Source organism: Streptomyces soli, from assembly GCF_003999195.1.
In the GTDB taxonomy this organism is placed as follows: Bacteria; Actinomycetota; Actinomycetes; order Streptomycetales; family Streptomycetaceae; genus Actinacidiphila; species Actinacidiphila soli.
On sequence record NZ_RJVR01000192.1, the window covers coordinates 80632 to 99405 of the forward strand.

Here is an 18774-nt window from a genome sequence, read left to right on the forward strand (position 1 = left end):
CTCACTCGCCGACCCGGCACCGCAGGTGCCGGGTCGGCCGTTGGCCAAAAGGTAAGCGGCGTGTCCTCATAGGACACGCCCCTTACAACACACGTACCGTCAGTGGCGGCGGGCCACCTGACGGCGCCGGGTGGCGAACAGCACGCCCGCGCCGGCGGCGACGAGGACGGCCGCGCCGGCCGCGAGGGCGCCGGTGCCGTTGCTGCCGGTCTCGGCGAGGTCACCGGAGGAGGTGCTCGCGGAGGCGGAGGCCGCGACGTCCGACGCTGAGGCCGAGGCGGACATGGAGGCCGCCGGGGAGGATTCGCCCGTGGCCGGCGTGGTCGACGCCGACGCGGACGGGGTGGCCGACTCGGACGTGGAGGCGGACTCCGAGGGGCTGCTGGAGGGAATGACCTGCGCGGTGCAGTCCTTGGTGCCGCCGTTCCACCAGGCGATCTTCTTGTCGCCGATGACCGCGTGGTCCGGGCCCTCGGGCAGATCGCCGTGCGTGTAGCCGTCGTTGGCGTTGAAGTCGCCGTCGTACTTGGTGTTGCCGTAGTACAGGTCCACCTGGGCGAAGCAGCCGACGTCCGGGAAGGCCACGTCGAGTGTGTCGGTCTCGCCCGACTTCACGGTGGCGGTGTCCCAGTCGTGGAAGACCTGCTTGCCGGAGGTCTCGAAGGTCGCGCCGTGCGTACGGTACGAGGCGAGGGAGGCCGTGCAGGATGCCGAGTCCGAGGCGGTCCGGACCTTGACGTGGACCTTGCCGTCGTCGCCGGCCTTGAGGTTGATGTCGTCGACCTTGACGGAGGCGTACCAGTTGGTGCCGTCGACGGAGAACTCGCACTTGTCCGTGGAGGTCTTCGTGCCGCCGCCGTTACCGGGCTTGTAGCCGGCCGGGGTGCCCTTGTTCCAGCCGCTGCCGCCCTCGCAGGCGTACGCGGCGGTGGACCCGGCGACAGAGAGAGCGAGAGCTGCGGCGCTTACGCCGAGCAGCCGCCGCATGGTGACACGTCTCGATATGGACATGCAGTTACCAATCTGGCGATACGTGGCCCGGTGCGCATCGAAACGGCAGCCCTCCCCGTACTAGGGCAGGCCGAAAGCGGTGCCGGGCAGGGGTGGTCGAGGTAACACTGGGCACTGAGGCCACAGTGGCATCACGCATCGTGAACGTTGTCGTCGAATGCTGTCAACCCGCGTGTCCGGTATAGCGGAGGGATTCCGTAAAGACTCTTCACGGCACGTCAACCGGTTGCCCGATAGCTCCGCTTGATGCCGAACCGGCGGGCCGGCGCCGCACGCTCCAGTCGAACCTCCCCCGGCACACCGGGACGCCGTCCGCGTCCGTGACGTCCGCGAGGGTCGGTAACTGGTGGCGGTTGAGTGTCTATGAGTGTCCTTTACTGGTCATGAGTGGTGTATGGTCTTTGCTTATGAACCTGACGGAATGGGCACGGGCGCAGGGGATCGCTCCCCGGACTGCGTACCGCTGGTTCCGTGAGGGCACGTTGCCGGTCCCTGCGGAACGCGTGGGCCCGCGCACGATCCTGGTGAACATGGACGCGAATACGTCGCTGTCTGCGACGGGTGGTGTCGGACTGTATGCCCGGGTGTCCTCGCACGACCAGAAGGCAGACCTGGAGCGCCAGACCGCGCGGCTGGCCGAGTGGGCGGCGAAGGCCGGTCACCGGGTGGTGCGGGCCGAGTCGGAGATCGGGTCCGGTATGAACGGCGGGCGTACGAAGGCCCGTCGGCTGCTGGCTGATCCGGATGTGACCACTGTTGTGGTGGAGCACAAGGACCGGCTCGGCCGGATGAACGTGGAACTGGTCGAGGCTGCACTGTCCGCGACCGGCCGCCGCTTGGTCGTCCTGGACGACGGGGAGGTCGAAGACGACCTCGTACGCGATGTGGTGGAGGTACTGACCTCGTTCTGCGCCCGCCTCTACGGACGGCGCTCCGCGAAGAACCGGGCGCACAAGGCCCTGCAAGCGGCGGCGGCCGATGACTGAGCCGGAGAAGAAGCAGCTCCGTACCGTCGATGCCCCGTTCGTCGCGCTCGGGCCGTCCGGGGTGGCGATCCGAGACCGCCTCAAACACCTCACACCCCAGGACGACAAGGTGCTGCGCCTGGTGGGCGAGCACCTGGGACACCTCGCGTCGCTCGATCTCAAGGTGCGCTGTGCGGACGGCAACGACCACGATGCGCAGCGGTGGGCGGCGCGTAAGCAGAGTCTGACGGCCGAATCGTCGTCTCGCTGGGCTGGCAGTATCACCAAATCCACCCACGATCAGTGGGCCCTGTCGCGGCGCTGCCAGCTCGTGCACATCCAGTCCCTTGAGACCGGTATCCGCACGCTGATGCACCGTCTGTCACAGCCGATCGGCGAGAAGGGCACCAAGAAGGCGCCGGGCGGATACCGCTCGAAGAGCGAGTGGTTCCACAAATCCCGCCGCCTGCACACGCTGGAACACCGGCTCGGCGTGGCCCGTGCGGAGCGTGAGGCCGGTGCCGTGAACGTCGTGCGCGGTGGCCGCAAGCTCCTCAACACCCGCCACAACCTCACCAAAGCCCAGCTCACCGAGACCAAGTGGCGCAAGCGGTGGGAGGCGGAACGCTGGTTCCTCGCCGCAGACGGCGAGTCCGGCAAACGCTTCGGCAACGAGACGATCCGCGTCACGCCCGAGGGCGAAGTGTCGATCAGGCTGCCCGCACCGCTCGCGCACCTGTCGAACGCCAGGCACGGCCGGTACGTCCTCACATCCAAGGTCACCTTCAAGCACCGGGGCCAGGAATGGCGCGACCGGGTCGAGGCCAACCGGGCCGTGGCCTACCGCATCCACCTGGACGTGGCCCGCGGGCGCTGGTACCTCACCGCGTCGTGGCAGCGCCCCGTCGTCCAGACCATCCCGCTTCAGGCGGCCCGCGCGAACGGCATGATCGGCGTGGACACCAACGCCGACCACTTCGCCGCCTACCGGCTCGACGAGCACGGCAACCCGGTCGGCGACCCGCACAGGTTCCACTACGACCTGTCCGGCACCGCGAACCACCGGGACGCGCAGATCCGGCACGCCACCACCCGTCTCCTGTACTGGGCGAAGCGGTGCGGCGTCGCCGCCATCGCCATCGAGGACCTCGACTTCACCGCCGAGAAGACCCGGGAGAAGCACGGCCGCAAGAAGCGGTTCCGTCAGCTCATCTCCGGTATCCCCACCGGGAAACTCAAGGCACGCCTTGTCTCGATGGCCGCCGAGTCCGGCCTGTCGATCGTGGCCGTCGACCCGGCGTACACCTCCCAGTGGGGAGGCCAGCACTGGCAGAAGCCGCTGGTCACCCCGCGCCGCAAAATGACTCGCCATGACGCCGCTTCGGTGGCGATCGGCAGGCGCGCCCTCGGGCACCCGGTCCGGCGACGGACGGCACCGCCCCCACACGACCAGAGCGATCGTGCGGGGCATCGGACCGTCCAGGCCGATCGTGGAGTCCGGGGACGTGAGGAAACCCGCCACCCCGTCACGGAGCGTGCACACGATGCACGCCGCCGAGCGGGGACACAACAGGGAACGCGGGCAACCAGTGCATCCAAAACCGTTCGGGATGCGCGCAGTACCGGGACGTGGGTCCAAGACTCACTCCTGACCACTGATTAGGAACGGTGCTGATACGCGCCCGGGCCTCCGCCCCCGAGAGCACCGGGCGCAGGGCGGCGCGGGTTGCCTCGTCCAGGGCGCAGGACGCCACGAGCCGTCCGCGTGCGGGAGCGAGGAATTCCAGGGAGGCGGCCGCACCCAGGGGCACCACGCCGGTGAAGTCGTCCGTGTCCTGGCAAGCCGCGATGATCGCGGCGAGGCCCGCCGCGTCCACCAGTGAGATCAGCCCGCTGGAGTGCAGCGAGCCGATGACGTTGGTCAGTTCGTACGGCGTGTCCATGGCTACCTCGGCCGAGCCGTCGGCGGCGCGCAGCACCTTCGATGCCCGCCGTCCGGTGAGCGGGGGTCGGGCCGATCAACGAGCGCGCCGGCTCCGTCACGTCCATCCGCGGAGTCTGACACCGGAAAGCGGTCAGGCGGTGAACCCCGCGTGGACGTGGTCGTGGTGGGTGTTGTCGGAGAAGAACTGATTACCCGAGCCGCCCGACAACTGCACCGGGCCGCCCACGTTGTACGAACCGGCCGCCGCCGCGTCCCGCATGAAGGACTCGACCAGCCGGCGGGACGTACCCGGGTCGACGACGGCGTGCCCATTGATCTGCCAGACGTCGAAGGCCCGGCCGAGCGGATGGTCACTGGGCCGGCTGGTGCCGAACACGTCCAGCGGATGCCCGGATCGGACCACGCTGACGTACATCCGGTACGTCCCGGCCAGGTCCAGCAGCGCCCGCAGCACGCTCGCGTGGACGTTCCCGCTGCGGATGTCGGCCCCCGCCGCGGGCGGCAGGACGATCCGCGAGTCGGCCAGCACCTGCCGCGCGGCGCCCGGCAGCGACTTCGCGGCACCGCCGGGCCGCGCCGGGTGCAGCGCGGTGACCCTCCAGCGCGGCTGCGCGCGGCTCAGCCGTACGTCGACGGTCGTACCGCCCGCGTGGCCCGGGGTCCACTGACGGCACACCACCAGCACGCTCGCGGAGTCCGCCAGAATCCCCCCGTACTGCGCGTCGACCACCTGCAACGCCGCCTCATCCGCCGCCGGCAACAACGCCCCCGCCTGATCCACCAGCGCCCCCGCCGCCCCCAACGCCGCCACCCGCTTCCTCGCCGCCGCCACCCCGCCCTGCCCGGCGCCCCAGGCACCGATGGCCTCCACGACCTGTACGGCACGCAGCTTCACGCCGGGCTCAACGTCGTCCCGGTTCGGCCGCCACACCGTGGTCGCGGGCAGGGCTGATGACGCCGACGCGGACGGGGAGGGGGCCGACGGCAGGGCAGGCGGCGAGGACGTGGACGGCGACGGACCGGCCTGCGTCTTCGACGTCTCCGAACAGCCCGCCGCGCCGATCAACAACCCGCCCACCCCGAGCAGCACCGCCCGCCGGTCGACCGGATGTCCCATGCCGCGCCTCCCTTGCGTAGGAGATCCACCGTACGGCGGAGGGCGCGGTCGGCGGGCGTAGGTGGCCTCGTGGCCCGGACCTCCCCGAGTCGCTACGGTTGAGCCATGACCGCCCTGCCCGACTGGATGCACCCACCGCGTGCGGAAGGCTGGTTCGCGGAGGACCTGGACCACCTCCCGGAAGCACCGCGCCACACAGAGCTGATCGACGGAGCCCTCGTCTTCATGATGTCGCCGCAGCGGTCTTGGCATGGGCGCCTCGTTACAGCCCTGACGACCGAACTCATGGCGCAGGCACCAGACGGCATCGAGGTCGAGCGCGAGATGACCATCCGTCTCGACGCACGCAATCGCCCCGAACCCGACCTCCTGGTGACCACCTCCCCCTACGACCCCGATCGCACGTGGTACGCACCGGAGGATGTCCTGCTGGTCATCGAGGTCGTCTCACCCGAGTCCGCTCACCGCGACCGGTCGGTCAAGCTGCGCAAATACGCAGAGGCCGGGATCCGGCACTACTGGTGCATTGAGGATGAAGGTACAGCCCCGGCGGTCCACGTCTACGAGCTTGACGAGCCGACCCGGATCTACGCTCCGGCGGGGATTTTCCGCGAGACGCTTCAGCGGCCTCTCCCGTTCAAGATCGACCTCGATCTGAAGGGCCTCGCACCCAACAGGAACCTCTGACAGCGGACTCAGAAGTTCTGATCCGCGCTCGCCTGCCACTTCCCCAGGGCAGCGATCTCCACGGACAGCAGCAGGCGCTGGGTCGGGTCGCGGAGGGACAGGCCGAATGTCTGCTCGGCCCTGCGCAGCCGTTGCCGCAGGGTGTTCTGGTGGATGTGGAGGGCCGCGCTGGCCGGTACGACGTCGCCGAAGTGCCGCAGATACGCGGCCAAGGTGGCGAGGTAGTCGGTGCCGTGGTCCGCGTCGTGTGCCGCTATCTGCTCGGCGGTGCCGGTGCGGAGGTCGTCGTTGTCGCGGACGGTGGCGAGGAGGCGTCGCAGCACCAGGTCGGCGCGCAGGTCCTGGGTGCGGTAGGTACCGGGTGCGGCGCGTTGGTCGTGGAGATGGTCGAGCGCGGCGTCGATGTCACGGCGCGCCTCGTGCAGGCCGGCCGGTGAGTCGACGGCGCCGGAGCGCACCAAGGTGTACGTCCGCCGCAGGGATCGGCGGGCGCGGTCCATGAGGTGGTCGAGCAGATGGTCCACCGGTACGGAGGCGGGGGGCGCGGTCGGCAGCAGGGCGTAGAGCCGGTCGCCGATGACGGTGACGACCGGTTCGTGGCCCAGGGAGCGCCCGTCCAGGGTGATGAGGTCGAGCATTCTCATCAGGTCGGCCCGCAGCCGCATGGTGTCGTCCGTCTCCCTGTCGTCCACCTCCCCGGTGGCGGCCAGGCCGAGCAGGACGGCGGGCAGCCGGATGCCGGTCGGGCGGTCCGTGGCCGCCTCCGCTGTCTCGAGGGCGGACCGCAGCGCCCGGTTGCGGCTGTCCTGGTCGTCGTCGACCTGCCTGCGCAGCGCGAGCATGTGCAGCGCCGCGACGCCGGCCGCCTCGCGCAACGTGGCCTCGAAGTCGCCGAGCGGCCGCCGGTCGGCGTCGGCGAAGGCCACCCACAAGGAGCCCAGAACGTCCTGGCCCACCCTGATCACCACGGCCAGGCGTGGCAGGTCGCCTGGCCTGTGGCGGCGGACCACGGCGTCGCTGCCCCACAGTTCCTTGTCGAGGTGGTCGGCGACGGCCTCCTTGGGCACCTGCCGGCCCAGGATGCCGCGCCTGCGGGTCTCGTCGATGGGCTGGTCCGGCAGGTTCGAGTAGGCGACGAGGACCTGCTGGGTGTCCATGATCGCGACGGCACCGCCGACGATCGCGGCGACCGCGTTGGCCAGGGCGAACAGGTCACCGCCGGGGAACCGGCGATCGTCGGTCCCGGGGCCGGCCGAGCGCGCGGCGAGCAGCGTGGCCACCATCTGCTGGATACGGGTCCACGGCACCCGCGGGTCCACCGCGAGCACGGTGACTCCCTGCTCCGTCGCCCGGTCCACGAATCCGGTGGGGGCGGGGAGCGCGCATTTCACCGCGAGAGCGCTCTTGTGGTCCGCGGCCGTACGCAGCGCGGCGTCGCCTGCCGTGTCGTCGGCCGGATCGAGTCCCACGGCGAGCAGCAACTGCCCGGGCGGCAGGTCGCCGGCCGCCTCCGGGCAGTCGAGGAGTTCGACCCCCGCGATGTCCGGCGCCTGGGCATCGCCGCCCGAGAGCACGGTCACCACATCCTCGGGCATCGAGTCGACCAACTGTGCCAGCGGCAGTGACGTCATCCGTCCTCCTCGCGTAAGGGCGAACACACAGGTGGTGTCGTAGCCGACATTCGCGCCCATGAGCGAGTGTACGTTTCGACATTGCTCCTGGGAGTGCGGCGTCCCATGCTCGAGCTCAGCGCGCGCCGCGACACGAAGGAGCCAGCGTGACCGTTCTGACGCACCCCCCGAATCGGCAGACCCCGGAGTCCATGAGCGACGCCGAATGGCAGGCGAGGCTCGAACTGGCGGCCTGCTACCGGATTTTCAATCATCTGGGCTGGGTCGAGATGATCTTCAACCACATCACGCTGCGGGTCCCGGGTGAGGAGGGCAGCCTGCTGATCAACCCGTTCGGCCTGATGTACCACGAGGTCACCGCGTCGAACCTGGTGAAGATCGATCACCAGGGGAACATCCTCTCCGACTCGCCCTGGCCGGTGAACGAGGCCGGGCTGCTGATCCACACGACCCTGCACGCCAGCCGCCCCGACGCCCGGTGCATCATGCACACCCACACCACGGCCGGCACCGGCGTCGCCTGCATCGGCGAGGGTCTGGATCCGGACAACTTCTACTCGGCCCAGCTGTTCGAGATGGTCGCGTACCACGGCTTCGAGGGCATCACCGTCAATCCGGAGGAGCAGTCGCGGTTGGTCGAGGACCTGGGCGAGCGCAATCTGATGATCCTGCGCAATCACGGTCTGCTCTCGCTGGGACCGACCCTGCCCGCGGCGTTCTCGGCCCTATGGACTCTTCAGCGGGCCTGCGAGATCCAGCTCGCCGCGGGATCCACCGGCCGGCCGTTGGCCAAGGTGAGCCGCGAGGCCGCGGTCCAGTCGACGAGGGAGTCCTTCCAGTTGGGGGACCGTACCGACGCGGGTCGGACCCTCTTCGAGGCGCTGCGGCGCAAGATCGACCGTACCGATCCGTCCTACCAGAGCTGAGGGATGGCCTTGAAGATCACGATTGTCGGACCGGGTGCCGTCGGGGCGACCTTGGCCGCGTCTTTCACCGCCTCCGGCGCGCAGGTGTCCCTGCTGGGCGCGCCGGGCGCTCATCTGGACGCCATCGTCGAGCACGGGTTGCTGGTGGACAGCACCGGCCGCAGCGCCCGGCACCGCCTTGCCGCCTCCGACGACCCCGCGCGGCTCCCCGAGCCGGATCTGGTGGTCATCTGCGTCAAGAGCCAGGACCTGTCCGCCGCCGTCACACGCGTACGGCCGTGGATCGAGGCCGGTGCCGACGTGCTCGTGGTGGCCAACGGCGTCCCGTGGTGGCTGCTGGCCACGGTGGGCGCCGACGACCCGGTGATCCGGAGCGTGGACCCGGACGGTGGTCTGCTGGAACTGCTGCCACCCATCCGGGTGATGGCCGGGGTCGCGCACTTCAGCAGTTCCGTCCCGGCGGCGGGACACGTGACGCATTCCAGCGGCGACTGCCTGATCGTGGGCAACCCGCTCGGCGGGGTCTCGGCCCGTGTCGACCGGTGCGCCAAGGCGCTGTCCGCCGGCCCGGTCCATGCCGAGGTCAGCGCGGACATCCGTACGGCGACCTGGGAGAAGCTGCTCGGGAACGTGAATCTCAACCCGGTCAGCGCGCTGACCGGCGGGACGGTGCTCGAGATCCTCGAGCACCCCGATCTGCGGCAGCTGTGTGCCGCCATCTTCACCGAAGCGGCCGAAGTCGGCACCCGGTTGGGCATCCCCACCGCGATGTCGGCGGACGAGCGGCTCGACGTCGCCCGCCGGCTCGGCGCCTTCCGCACCTCGATGCTGCAGGACTCCGACCGAGGCCGGCGCCTGGAGACGGACGCCATTCTCGGCGCCGTACGGGAACTCGCACGGCGCGCCGGCGTCCCCAGCCCGGCCATGGACGCGGTCGACGGTCTGCTGTCCCTGCGCGAACGCATCCGCCACGAGGACCAGGGACAGGAGCCCGGCTGATGCCCCACCCGCTCGGAGCACGACACCCTCGAAGATCATCGCCGTCCACCTCAACTACCGCAGCAGGGCGGCGGAACGCGGACGGGTGCCCGACCAGCCGTCGTACTTCCTCAAACCGCCGTCATCGCTGGCCGGCAACGACGACCCGATCCACCGGCCGCGCGGCTGCGAACTGATGGCGTTCGAGGGCGAGATCGCCCTGGTGATCGGCCGTCGCGCGTACCGGGTCACGCCGCAGGACGGCTGGCAGCACATTGCCTACGTGACCGCGGCCAACGACGCCGGTGTGTACGACCTGCGCCACGCCGACCGCGGCTCCAACCTGCGTTCCAAGGGCTCCGACGGCTTCACTCCGATCGGCCCGAGGCTGCTGGCCGCCGGACGGCTCGACCCGGCGGCGCTGCACTTGCGTACCTGGGTCAACGGCGAACTCGTCCAGGACGACACCACCGACACCCTGCTGTTCCCGTTCGGGGATCTGGTCGCCGACCTGTCGCGGCTGGTCACGCTGGAGCCCGGGGACGTCATCCTCACCGGCACGCCGGCCGGCGCGTCCGTCGTCTCGCCCGGCGACACCATCGAGGTCGAGGTCGGCGACGGGAACGTCAGCACCGGCCGGCTGCGCAACCGGATCGCCGGGGCCGACCACGACCTGGAGACCTGGGGTGCGATGCCCAGGGCCGACCAGGCCGAGCGCGAGGCGGCCTGGGGCGCGGCGTACGAGCCCGAACCCGTACTGGACATGCGGATCGAGCAAGGACTGCGGGACATCGCCGTGGCCACGCTCAGCGCGCAACTGCGCAAGCGCGGCCTGGCACAGACCAGCATCGACGGGGTACACCCCACGCGGCCCGGCGACAAGATGGTCGGCGTCGCCCACACACTGCGCTATCTGCCGCTGCGCGAGGACCTGTTCCAGCGGTACGGCGCCGGCATGAACGCCCAGAAGCGGGCCATCGAGGAACTGCGGCCCGGTCAGGTGCTGGTCATGGACGCCCGCCGGGACACCACGGCGGGCACCCTCGGCGACATCCTCGCCCTGCGCGCCCTGCGGCGCGGAGCGGCCGGGGTCGTCACGGACGGGGCGCTGCGCGACAGCGCGGTGGTCGCCGAGCTCGAACTGCCGGTGTACTGCGGCGGGGCTCACCCCTCCGTACTGGGCCGCCGCCACGTCCCCTGGGACACCGGCATCCCGATCGCCTGCGGCGGGGCCCTGGTACAGCCCGGCGACCTCCTGGTCGGCGACGCCGACGGCGTGGTCGTCGTGGATCCCTCACTCGCCGAGGAGCTGATCGCCGACAGCGCCGAGCAGGAGTCGCAGGAGCGCTTCATCACCGAGCAGGTTCGGGCCGGCCGGCCGGTCGACGGCCTGTACCCGTTGGGCCCCGACTGGCAGGGACCGTACGAGCAGTGGCGTGCCAGGCGGCGCGAGCAGGGAGACACCGCATGAAGTTCCGCAGCGACCCGGCCGCCATCCGGGGTTCCATCGCCCCCGTCGTCACCCCGTTCACCGACGACGGAGCCGTCGACCACGACAGCCTGCGCGGCCTGGTCCACTGGCAGCTGGAGTCCGGCTCGCACGGCATCTCGCTGGGCGGCTCCACCGGCGAACCGAGCGCGCAGAGCGCCACCGAGCGGATCGCCGCCATGCGCACCGCGACGGAGGAGATCGCCGACCGGGTGCCCTTCCTGCCCGGCACCGGATCGCACAAGCTCGACGAGACCCTGGAGATCACCGCAGCGGCCCGCGAGCTGGGCGCGGACGCGGCCCTGGTCATCACCCCCTACTACGCCCGTCCGACGCAGGAGGCGCTGTACCAGTGGTACGCCACGGTGGCCCGGGAGTTCCCCGACCTGCCGCTGGTCGTCTACAACGTGCCGTCCCGCACGGCCGTCGACATAGCGCCGGAAACCGTCAAGCGGCTCTTCACCGAATTCGACAACATCGTCGGCGTCAAGGAGACGACCAAGGACTTCGAGCATTTCTCGAGGGTGATGCACGCCTGCGGCCCCGAGCTGCTGGTCTGGTCGGGCATCGAGTTGCTGTGCCTGCCGCTGCTGGCCCTGGGCGGGGCGGGCTTCGTCAGCGCCGTGGCCAACCTGGCGCCGGCGGCGGTGGCGCGGATGTACGAGCTGTGGGAGGCGGGAGAGCCCGAGAGCATGGCAGCCGCCCGCGAACTGCACTTCCGCCTGCATCCTCTGGTCGACCTGCTGTTCGTGGAGACCAATCCGGCGCCGGCCAAGTGGGTGCTGCACCAGCAGGGACGTATCGCCTCCGCGCACGTACGTCCGCCGCTCATCACCCCCACCGAGCCAGGCCTGGCCCGCATCCGGGCGTATCTCGCCGAGGGCGCCGACCTCGTCCAGCCCGTCTGATACACCACGAAGGAGGAGCTATGCCCAGCACGCGCCCGGCAGGACTGCCCGGCACCATCCGTCACTGGATCGGCGGCGAAGCCACCGACAGCGCCGACGGCCGCACCTTCGACGTGTCCGATCCCGCCTCGAACACCGTGTACGCCCAGGCCTCGGCGGGCGGCCCAACGGACGTCGACCGGGCGGTGGCCGCCGCCAAGGCCACGTTCCCCGCCTGGTCCGGGCTGTCGAACCGGGCCCGGGCCACCACGCTCCACCACATCGCGGACGAGGTGGAGGCGTGCCACGAGCAGCTGGCGCAGTTCGAGTCGTACGACTCCGGGCTGCCGATCACCCAGGCGCGTGGCCAGGCCCGGCGAGCCGCTGAGAACTTCCGGTACTTCGCGGACGTGATCGTGGCGCTCGGCGAGGAGGCGTTCCGTCAGGGCGAGGAGCAGTTCAGCTATGTGGTGCGCGCCCCGGTCGGCGTGGCCGGGCTGATCACACCGTGGAACACGCCTTTCATGCTGGAGAGCTGGAAGCTCGCCCCGGCGCTCGCGGCGGGCTGCACCCTGGTGCTCAAGCCGGCCGAGTGGACGCCGCTGTCGGCCGGACTGTGGCCGCGGATCCTCGCCGACGCTGGGCTGCCGGCCGGGGTCGTCAACATCGTGCACGGCATCGGCGAGGAGGCCGGCCAGGCGCTGGTCGACCACCCGGACGTGCCGCTGATCTCCTTCACCGGCTCCACCGACACAGGCCGGCACATCGTCCGCAGCTCCGCCCAGCATCTGAAGAGCACCTCGATGGAACTTGGCGGCAAGTCCCCGGCGATCGTGTTCGCCGACGCGGACCTGGAAGCCGCCCTGGACTCGGTGGTCTTCGGGGTCTTCTCCCTCAACGGCGAGCGCTGCACCGCCGGTTCGCGGGTGCTGGTGGAATGGCCGGTGTACGAGGAGTTCACCCGCCGACTGGCCGAGCGGGCTGAGCGAGTGAAGGTCGGCCCGCCGTCCGATCCGGCGACCGAGGTCGGCGCCCTGGTCCATCCCGAGCACTACGCCCGAGTCCTGCACTACGTGGAGACCGGCATCAAGGAGGCCCGCCTCGCCGCCGGCGGACGGCGACCGGATCACCTTCCGGAGGGCAACTACCTCCAGCCGACCGTCTTCGCCGACGTCTCCCGCGACGCCCGGATCTTCCAGGAGGAGATCTTCGGCCCGGTCGTCGCGATTGCCCCCTACGACGACGAGGCGCAGGCGGTCGCGCTGGCCAACGCCACGCAGTACGGACTCGCCGCCTACATCTGGACGTCCGACCTGAAACGCGGTCACCGCATCGCGCACGCTGTCGAGTCCGGCATGGTGTGGATCAACTCCCACAACGTCCGTGACCTGCGGACCCCCTTCGGCGGCGTCAAGTCCAGCGGTCTCGGCCGGGAGGGCGGCGCCCACAGCATCGACTTCTACACCGAGTCGAAGATCGTGCACGTGGCGCTGGGCGAGGTACACACCCCGCGGTTCGGTGCGGGAGACCCCGCGTGAACGCCGGCACCTCACCCGATGTCGTCCGTTCCGCCTACGCCCAGCTCGCGGTCACCGACATCGCGAGGGCCCGGTGGTTCTGGGTGGACATGCTCGGCTTCCACGTCCAGTACGAGGACGCCGGGAGCCTCTGCCTGCGCGGCACCGATGAGCTGACCCACCACTCCCTCGTACTGCGCCAGGGCGAGGTTGCCGCACTCGACCACATCGCCTACCGCGTCCGCACCCCCGAGGACGTCGACAAGGCCGAGAGCTACTTCACCCACCTCGGCTGCCCGGTGCGCCGTGTCCCGAAGGGCGCGGGCACCCACGGGGTCGGCGACGCCGTACGGGTCATCGACCCGCTGGGCTTCCCGGTGGAGTTCTTCCATGACATCGAGCACGCGGAACGGCTCATCCAGCGCTACGACCTGCACCGCGGCGCCGAGGTCGCACGCCTGGACCACTTCAACATCTGCACCCCGGACATACCGGCCGCGTACGCCCACTACACCTCTCTCGGCTTCGGCTGCTCGGAGACAATCGAAGGCGACGAGCACGAGCTGTACGCCGCCTGGATGTACCGCAAGCAGACCGTCCACGACGTGGCCTTCACCGGTGGCGCGGGACCACGCCTGCACCACGTGGGCGTGGCCACGCACGAGTCCCACCACGTGCTGCGCACCGCGGACATCTTCGGCGCGCTCCGCCAGGAGCACCACATCGAGCGCGGCCCGGGCCGCCACGGTGTCTCCAACGCCTTCTACCTCTACCTGCGCGACCCCGACGGGCACCGGGTCGAGATCTACACCTCCGACTACTACACCGGCGACCCGGACCACGAGACGTACCGGTGGAACGTCCACGACGACCGCCGCCGCGACTTCTGGGGAAGCGCGGTGATCGAGTCCTGGTACAAGGAGGCCAGCCCGGTCCTCGGCCTCGACGGCTCGCCGCAGCCGGTCACCGACACGCTGCTCGACGAGTCCGCGGTCCACGTCGGTGCGGACGGCCTGGGCTGAGAACCGGAACACCCTTGGGGCCGGCGACCGTCTTCGATGGTCGCCGGCCCCAAGCCGCCGCCCCTCAGCCGCCGTCGGCCGTGAAGCCGGCGCTCTCGATGCCGTACACCGCGCACGCCTCGTCCTTGTCGGGGTGATCTCCGCTGACCCCCACCGCGCCGATGACGCGGCCCTCGCTGTCGCGGACCAGTACGCCGCCGGGAACCGGAGCGATACGTCCGCCGGAGATGGCGCTCAGGGCCTCGAAGAAGGCCGGTGCCGTGGCGGCTCGCCTCGCCAGATTACGGCCCCCGGCGCCCATACCCAGCGCTCCCCATGCCTTGGCCTGGGCGATGTCCGGCCGCAGGATCCCGCTGTCGTCCTCTCGCTTGAGCGCGAGCAGATGACCGCCCGGGTCGAGGACGGCGACGGTCAGCGGGTGGCATTCCAGGGCGCGTCCGTGTTCCAGCGCGCTGTCGACCATCCGCGACGCGTCCTTGAGCAGAAGTACTTCCATGGTTCCGTTCCTTGAAGTGGTGACGGGCGACGCTGCGCACGGCACCGCGTGCGGCGGTACCGTGCGCAATCCGATCGGGCAGTTGAAGGAACGTCAGGCTGCCTGCGACTCCGGCAGCTTGTGCCCCGGGATCTCCTCCAGGTCGTACTCCTCGGATTCCTCCTTCGGCACGACGACCGGGGGCAGTCCGATGAGGAACAGCTCCAGGGGCTCCGACGCGGTCAGACGCAATTCTTCACCGGCATCGGTCTGAAGGGCGGTCATGGCCCCGACGGGCGCGCCGTCGCAGGAGCCCGTGCCGGACGACACGAACGCCAGCCGGCGTGCCCTGTCGTCCACGGACGACCACTCGGCGTGAGCGCGCAGCCGGACCATCTCGATCCAGACGCCGCGCTCGGAGAAGGCGCCCATGTACTTGTGGTCGACGCCCTTGGCGTTCTCCACGGGCAGCCAGTTGAACCGCTTCGTGTCGGCTACCTGAACGTTCTTGTAACGGGGCCTGGGGTACTTGAGCCGCTCACCGAAGACGTGCTCCCAGATGGTGTTCAGGCCCCACTGCACCTTCCCGTCCGGGCGGTGGTAGTACGGGCCGACGAACTTGCCCCCGGCCGCGAGCAGCTCCTCCCGTGCCTGGCGGCGCTGTTCGATGCTCATGAACCCGTAGCCGGAAGCGCCGCCGAACTGCAGGACCAGCGAAATGCGATCCTGGTCCGGTGTCGCCAGGTCCTCCTGCGGACCGTAGGAGAGGCCCTCGGGGAAGTAGCCGACCTGCCCTTCCTCGAGGTCGATGCCGCGCCCTATGCTCATCGGCCCCCGGACCGGAAACCGGATCTGGTCGAAGTTGTGCCGGTGCCGGGGCATCGAGAAGTCGCCGACCTGCTTGCCGAGGATCAGCATGAAGTTGTCGGGGGAGTCCGGCTCGCCCTTGAGCATGTGCTGGAAGTAGATCGCGCCGGTGGGGTGATCCATCTTCCAGTTGGTGTCATCGAAGGGAACGATCTTCATTGGATTCTCCTTACGATCAGGCCAGGCTGGCCGCGTCGTTGACGGGAGCGTTGAGGGTGGCGGAGGCCGCTGCGCGCCGCTTGAGCCGGCTGAACGCGAACAGCACCAGTGCGGCGCAGACGGAGACGCCTCCTGCGAGGAGGAAGAGGGAGGAGGTGGCGAGCCCCGCCGCGATCAGCCACCCGCCGACCACGGGGCCGGTGATGCCGCCGAGTCGCCCCCAGCCCATGGACCAGCCGACGCCGGTGGCGCGCTCTGTCGTGTTGTAGTAGTTGGCGACCAGCGGGATCGTGCACATCTGCGCGCCAAGGCTCAGCAGACCGGCGACGAAGGTGACCACGAGCAGCATGGCGTCGGACTGCTCGGCCCAACCGATGGCACCGACCGCGACAGCGCCCAGGGCATAGGCGGCACCGACCACCACCGCCGGGCGGCGCCGGTCCGCGATCCGGCCGATCACCAGACACCCGAGCACTCCGCCGAGATTCAGCGTGGACACGGCGAGCAGACCGCTCTTCGCCCCGGCTGCGACCGCGACGCTTGGCAACCACGTGACCAGGAAGTACGTCATGAGCAGAGTGAGGAACATCGCGGCCCACAGCAGGACCGTGCCCGGGGCGTTGCCCTTCGTGAACAGGGCCGCCACGGGAGACCGGGTCGCTGTGGGACCTTCCTCCACCGGAGCGGCGCTGCCGGCCGGGATCCCCAGCCTCTCCAGGGTCTTCGCCGCGGCCACGCTGTCGCCGCGTGCCGTGAGGAACCGCGCGGACTCGGGCAGCTTGAACACCAGCAGCGGCAGCAGCAACAGCGGTGCGACACCGCCGACGTAGAAGACGCTCCCCCAGCCCTGGGCGGGGATCAGCCAGTTCGCCACGACTCCGCCGACCACCGCGCCCATCGGGAAGCCGCAGAACATCATCCCCACGATCGTCGCCCGGGACTTCGCAGGCGCGTACTCCGAGGTGAGCGAGATGATGCCCGGCAGAGCGGTACCGAGACCGATTCCGGTGAAGAACCGGACGATCTCCAGGGCGCCGACCGAGCTGACGGACGGAGTCACGAGGGTGACGACGCCGAACACCAGGACTCCGCAGGTCACCAGCGGCTTACGGCCTATGCGGTCGCCGATCGTTCCGGCCACCGAGGCCCCGATCAGTCCGCCGAGCAGTCCGATGCCGAACACGGTGCCGAAGCCGGAGGGCTGCAGGTGCAGGACGGGCCCCAGGGCGGGGGCTGCCAGGGAGATCGACTGTGTATCGAATCCGTCGAGGAGTGCGACCGACGCGCACAGGAGAATGACGGTCAGGGTTGAGCGCGACATGCGTCCTGCGTTGAGAACCGAATCGACGTCGACTCTCTGACTGGTACTCATGGATCATCTCTTTCCGTTCCGATGAATCCGGCTCAATTCTTTGGTGCTCTGGGCGCCGTGGCACCTTCGTGAATGCGTTGTTCCGGGTCTTGCCGTTACGTCACTGCGTCTGGTCGGCCAGCCGGGTGTTCACGAGCGATGCGATCAGCTGTGAATAGAGGGGGTCCGCGACTTTGATCTCCTCGGTGCGTGGCGAGGAAGTGACCAGTTCAAGTGCGCGCGCATGGTAGGTCCTGACCATTTCCGCCGCCCGTGCGCCGTCCCGGACCTCAAGGGCTTCCACGACGGCAATGCGCTGTGGATGGAGGGCGCCCGCGATGCGTTTCCAGTCGACGAGCTTGGGGCCGCCGGACATGGCGAACGCCAGCTCCACCTGGACGTCGGCGAAGAATCTGCACAGCGCCGCGAGGAGCGCGCTGTGGGAGATCTCGGAAAGCCGGCGGAGGTACTGCTTGAGATCGGCCGCGGCCCGGTCCACGCTGTCGATGACCACCAGCTTCTCGGCAGCCGCTCTGAGCGAGGCGATCTCCTCGTCGGAGGCGTTGCGTGCCGCCAGCTCAACCGCGTGGGCGTTCAACACCCCGAGGAGACCGAGGACTTCGGCTGCGCCGACGTCCTTCAGCTGGATCACCGAGGCGATCGACACCGCGATCATGGCGTCGGCCGACGCGGTGACGAACGACCCGCTGCCGTGCCGGACGCTGACCAGCCCCATGGCCGTCAGGGCACGTACGGCCTCGCGCACCGTGGCGCCGCTGACCCCGTACTGGTCGGCGAGGTCCCGTTCCGCCGGGAGGCGCGATCCGTCGGGCAGCGCTCCCCGAAGGATTTGATTCCGCAGGTCCTCGAAGATGCGGTCAGCGACCCGTCCGCGTTCGAATCTGTGAAATTCCTGTGCTCTGTTCACGTCATCCGTCATGGAGGGCATCCTCGGGCGATGATCGGCAATGGTGCCCCATCGAAGGTGAAAGCGGCATTCGACATGGGGAGTTGTTGCGCGGGGGACCGGCCGGAATTGGCCAGTTTGTGTTTCGGGGTGTTCTCAGTCGCTTAACGTGGCTGTAGCCTAAGTCACTAGGTGACTTAGGGTCAAGGCTCCGGACAGCCCCTCTTCCGGATGGCCCAGAACGTCTCGCCGGCCCCTGAGAAAGGACGATGCGACCCATGATTTCCGTCCCTCATACCTCCCTGACCTGCGGCTCCGCGTACCACGGCGTGGGGATTCTGCTGACTCGCTTCGGCGACGCCATCGACGGCCGACGCCCGGAGGACGTGGCGGGCATGTTCACCGCCGACTGCTCCTTCGTCCCCCCGACCGGCGAAGTCGTACGCGGCCGGGAGGCGGTCGAGACGTTCTACCGGGCGAGGTTCGCGGACGCTCGGCGCCGGACCTGTCACCAATGGGCCAACCTGCAGGTCCTTCCCGACGGCGAGACCCTGGCCGACGTCCAAGCCGTCATGACGACCTACGCCTTCGAGCCCGCGGTGTCCGAATCCCACGCCCAACTGCGGGTGGGCAAGGTTCTCGGCCGCTGCGAGACGGGCCACGACGGCATATGGCGCTTCGCCGAGCACCGGTTCGAGATGGCCTTCCCGCTCAGCATTCCACTGCGGTCCTGACCTGTAGTCCTGACCGGAAAACTCAACGGTCAGATGGGTGCGGCGGGATAGCCCCGCGACGCTCGTTGTTTGTCGGGGGCTGTTTCGGTGCTGGGGTTGGCTGTCA

17 protein-coding genes are annotated in these 18774 nt (G+C 69.6%); 10 read left to right on the plus strand and 7 right to left on the minus strand.

Going from position 1 to position 18774, the window contains the following annotated elements; translation table 11 throughout:
• Positions 1-99 precede the first annotated feature (99 nt).
• On the minus strand, positions 100-1011 hold the full coding sequence (locus EFK10_RS18360; RefSeq protein WP_127356765.1) for an LAETG motif-containing sortase-dependent surface protein: 912 nt from the start codon (positions 1009-1011) through the stop codon (positions 100-102).
• Between the two features lie 407 nt (positions 1012-1418).
• On the opposite strand from EFK10_RS18360, the gene EFK10_RS18365 reads away from it, so the two are divergent.
• Both EFK10_RS18365 and EFK10_RS18370 read left to right on the plus strand, forming a co-directional pair.
• Entirely contained in the window at positions 1419-1997 is a 579-nt protein-coding gene (locus tag EFK10_RS18365) for an IS607 family transposase (protein WP_127356766.1), read from the plus strand.
• Positions 1990-3639, plus strand: coding sequence for an IS200/IS605 family element transposase accessory protein TnpB (locus tag EFK10_RS18370; protein ID WP_127356767.1), 1650 nt, complete (start codon positions 1990-1992; stop codon positions 3637-3639). The genes EFK10_RS18365 and EFK10_RS18370 overlap by 8 nt, the downstream gene beginning before the upstream one ends.
• 412 nt (positions 3640-4051) lie before the next feature.
• On the opposite strand, the gene EFK10_RS18375 is transcribed toward EFK10_RS18370, so the two are convergent.
• Positions 4052-5038, minus strand: coding sequence for a hypothetical protein (locus EFK10_RS18375; RefSeq protein WP_240677293.1), 987 nt, complete (start codon positions 5036-5038; stop codon positions 4052-4054).
• 105 nt (positions 5039-5143) lie between these two features.
• Between EFK10_RS18375 and EFK10_RS18380 the strand changes: the two genes are divergently transcribed.
• The gene (locus tag EFK10_RS18380) at positions 5144-5725 is read left to right on the plus strand and encodes a Uma2 family endonuclease (protein WP_127356768.1); all 582 of its coding nucleotides are present in this window, start codon (positions 5144-5146) and stop codon (positions 5723-5725) included.
• 8 nt (positions 5726-5733) lie between these two features.
• On the opposite strand, the gene EFK10_RS18385 is transcribed toward EFK10_RS18380, so the two are convergent.
• Complete coding sequence (locus EFK10_RS18385) at positions 5734-7356, minus strand: PucR family transcriptional regulator (RefSeq protein ID WP_127356769.1); 1623 nt, start codon at positions 7354-7356, stop codon at positions 5734-5736.
• A gap of 146 nt (positions 7357-7502) precedes the next feature.
• Here EFK10_RS18385 and EFK10_RS18390 point away from each other — a divergent pair, with 146 nt between their 5' ends.
• Genes EFK10_RS18390 through hpaD form a run of 6 tightly spaced genes read left to right on the plus strand, consistent with a single transcriptional unit; the run spans position 7503 to position 14175 of the window.
• On the plus strand, positions 7503-8282 hold the full coding sequence (locus EFK10_RS18390) for a class II aldolase/adducin family protein (protein ID WP_240677294.1): 780 nt from the start codon (positions 7503-7505) through the stop codon (positions 8280-8282).
• A gap of 9 nt (positions 8283-8291) precedes the next feature.
• The gene (locus EFK10_RS18395) at positions 8292-9281 is read left to right on the plus strand and encodes a ketopantoate reductase family protein (RefSeq protein ID WP_164836037.1); all 990 of its coding nucleotides are present in this window, start codon (positions 8292-8294) and stop codon (positions 9279-9281) included.
• 37 nt (positions 9282-9318) lie between these two features.
• Positions 9319-10731 (plus strand): fumarylacetoacetate hydrolase family protein, encoded by a 1413-nt coding sequence (locus EFK10_RS18400; protein WP_240677297.1) that lies wholly within the window; start codon positions 9319-9321, stop codon positions 10729-10731.
• A complete protein-coding gene (gene dapA, locus EFK10_RS18405) occupies positions 10728-11657 on the plus strand; it encodes a 4-hydroxy-tetrahydrodipicolinate synthase (protein WP_127356771.1) in 930 nt (309 codons plus the stop codon). Before EFK10_RS18400 ends, dapA begins: the two co-directional genes overlap by 4 nt.
• Before the next feature lie 20 nt (positions 11658-11677).
• Positions 11678-13174 (plus strand): 5-carboxymethyl-2-hydroxymuconate semialdehyde dehydrogenase, encoded by a 1497-nt coding sequence (gene hpaE / locus EFK10_RS18410; protein WP_127356772.1) that lies wholly within the window; start codon positions 11678-11680, stop codon positions 13172-13174.
• Positions 13171-14175 (plus strand): 3,4-dihydroxyphenylacetate 2,3-dioxygenase, encoded by a 1005-nt coding sequence (gene hpaD / locus EFK10_RS18415; RefSeq protein WP_127356773.1) that lies wholly within the window; start codon positions 13171-13173, stop codon positions 14173-14175. The genes hpaE and hpaD overlap by 4 nt, the downstream gene beginning before the upstream one ends.
• Before the next feature lie 64 nt (positions 14176-14239).
• Here the strand turns inward: hpaD and EFK10_RS18420 are convergent, their stop codons facing one another.
• From EFK10_RS18420 to EFK10_RS18435, 4 genes are all read right to left on the minus strand, one after another.
• Positions 14240-14671, minus strand: coding sequence for a GlcG/HbpS family heme-binding protein (locus tag EFK10_RS18420; RefSeq protein ID WP_127356774.1), 432 nt, complete (start codon positions 14669-14671; stop codon positions 14240-14242).
• A 93-nt stretch (positions 14672-14764) separates the two neighbouring features.
• A complete protein-coding gene (locus EFK10_RS18425) occupies positions 14765-15676 on the minus strand; it encodes a hypothetical protein (RefSeq protein ID WP_127356775.1) in 912 nt (303 codons plus the stop codon).
• Between the two features lie 16 nt (positions 15677-15692).
• Complete coding sequence (locus EFK10_RS18430; RefSeq protein WP_164836038.1) at positions 15693-16997, minus strand: MFS transporter; 1305 nt, start codon at positions 16995-16997, stop codon at positions 15693-15695.
• Between the two features lie 151 nt (positions 16998-17148).
• Positions 17149-17967 (minus strand): FadR/GntR family transcriptional regulator, encoded by an 819-nt coding sequence (locus tag EFK10_RS18435; RefSeq protein WP_164836039.1) that lies wholly within the window; start codon positions 17965-17967, stop codon positions 17149-17151.
• A gap of 245 nt (positions 17968-18212) precedes the next feature.
• Between EFK10_RS18435 and EFK10_RS18440 the strand changes: the two genes are divergently transcribed.
• On the plus strand, positions 18213-18668 hold the full coding sequence (locus EFK10_RS18440) for an SgcJ/EcaC family oxidoreductase (protein ID WP_164836040.1): 456 nt from the start codon (positions 18213-18215) through the stop codon (positions 18666-18668).
• The last annotated feature ends 106 nt before the right edge of the window (positions 18669-18774 follow it).

What these genes read in the sequence shown, in the direction of transcription:
- EFK10_RS18360 (WP_127356765.1), bottom strand. Translation starts at nt 1,011, where the DNA reads ATGTCCATATCGAGACGTGTCACCATGCGGCGGCTGCTCGGCGTAAGC.
- EFK10_RS18365 (WP_127356766.1), top strand. Translation starts at nt 1,419, where the DNA reads ATGAACCTGACGGAATGGGCACGGGCGCAGGGGATCGCTCCCCGGACT.
- EFK10_RS18370 (WP_127356767.1), top strand. Translation starts at nt 1,990, where the DNA reads ATGACTGAGCCGGAGAAGAAGCAGCTCCGTACCGTCGATGCCCCGTTC.
- EFK10_RS18375 (WP_240677293.1), bottom strand. Translation starts at nt 5,038, where the DNA reads ATGGGACATCCGGTCGACCGGCGGGCGGTGCTGCTCGGGGTGGGCGGG.
- EFK10_RS18380 (WP_127356768.1), top strand. Translation starts at nt 5,144, where the DNA reads ATGACCGCCCTGCCCGACTGGATGCACCCACCGCGTGCGGAAGGCTGG.
- EFK10_RS18385 (WP_127356769.1), bottom strand. Translation starts at nt 7,356, where the DNA reads ATGACGTCACTGCCGCTGGCACAGTTGGTCGACTCGATGCCCGAGGAT.
- dapA (WP_127356771.1), top strand. Translation starts at nt 10,728, where the DNA reads ATGAAGTTCCGCAGCGACCCGGCCGCCATCCGGGGTTCCATCGCCCCC.
- hpaE (WP_127356772.1), top strand. Translation starts at nt 11,678, where the DNA reads ATGCCCAGCACGCGCCCGGCAGGACTGCCCGGCACCATCCGTCACTGG.
- EFK10_RS18420 (WP_127356774.1), bottom strand. Translation starts at nt 14,671, where the DNA reads ATGGAAGTACTTCTGCTCAAGGACGCGTCGCGGATGGTCGACAGCGCG.
- EFK10_RS18425 (WP_127356775.1), bottom strand. Translation starts at nt 15,676, where the DNA reads ATGAAGATCGTTCCCTTCGATGACACCAACTGGAAGATGGATCACCCC.
- EFK10_RS18430 (WP_164836038.1), bottom strand. Translation starts at nt 16,997, where the DNA reads ATGTCGCGCTCAACCCTGACCGTCATTCTCCTGTGCGCGTCGGTCGCA.
- EFK10_RS18435 (WP_164836039.1), bottom strand. Translation starts at nt 17,967, where the DNA reads ATGACGGATGACGTGAACAGAGCACAGGAATTTCACAGATTCGAACGC.
- EFK10_RS18440 (WP_164836040.1), top strand. Translation starts at nt 18,213, where the DNA reads ATGATTTCCGTCCCTCATACCTCCCTGACCTGCGGCTCCGCGTACCAC.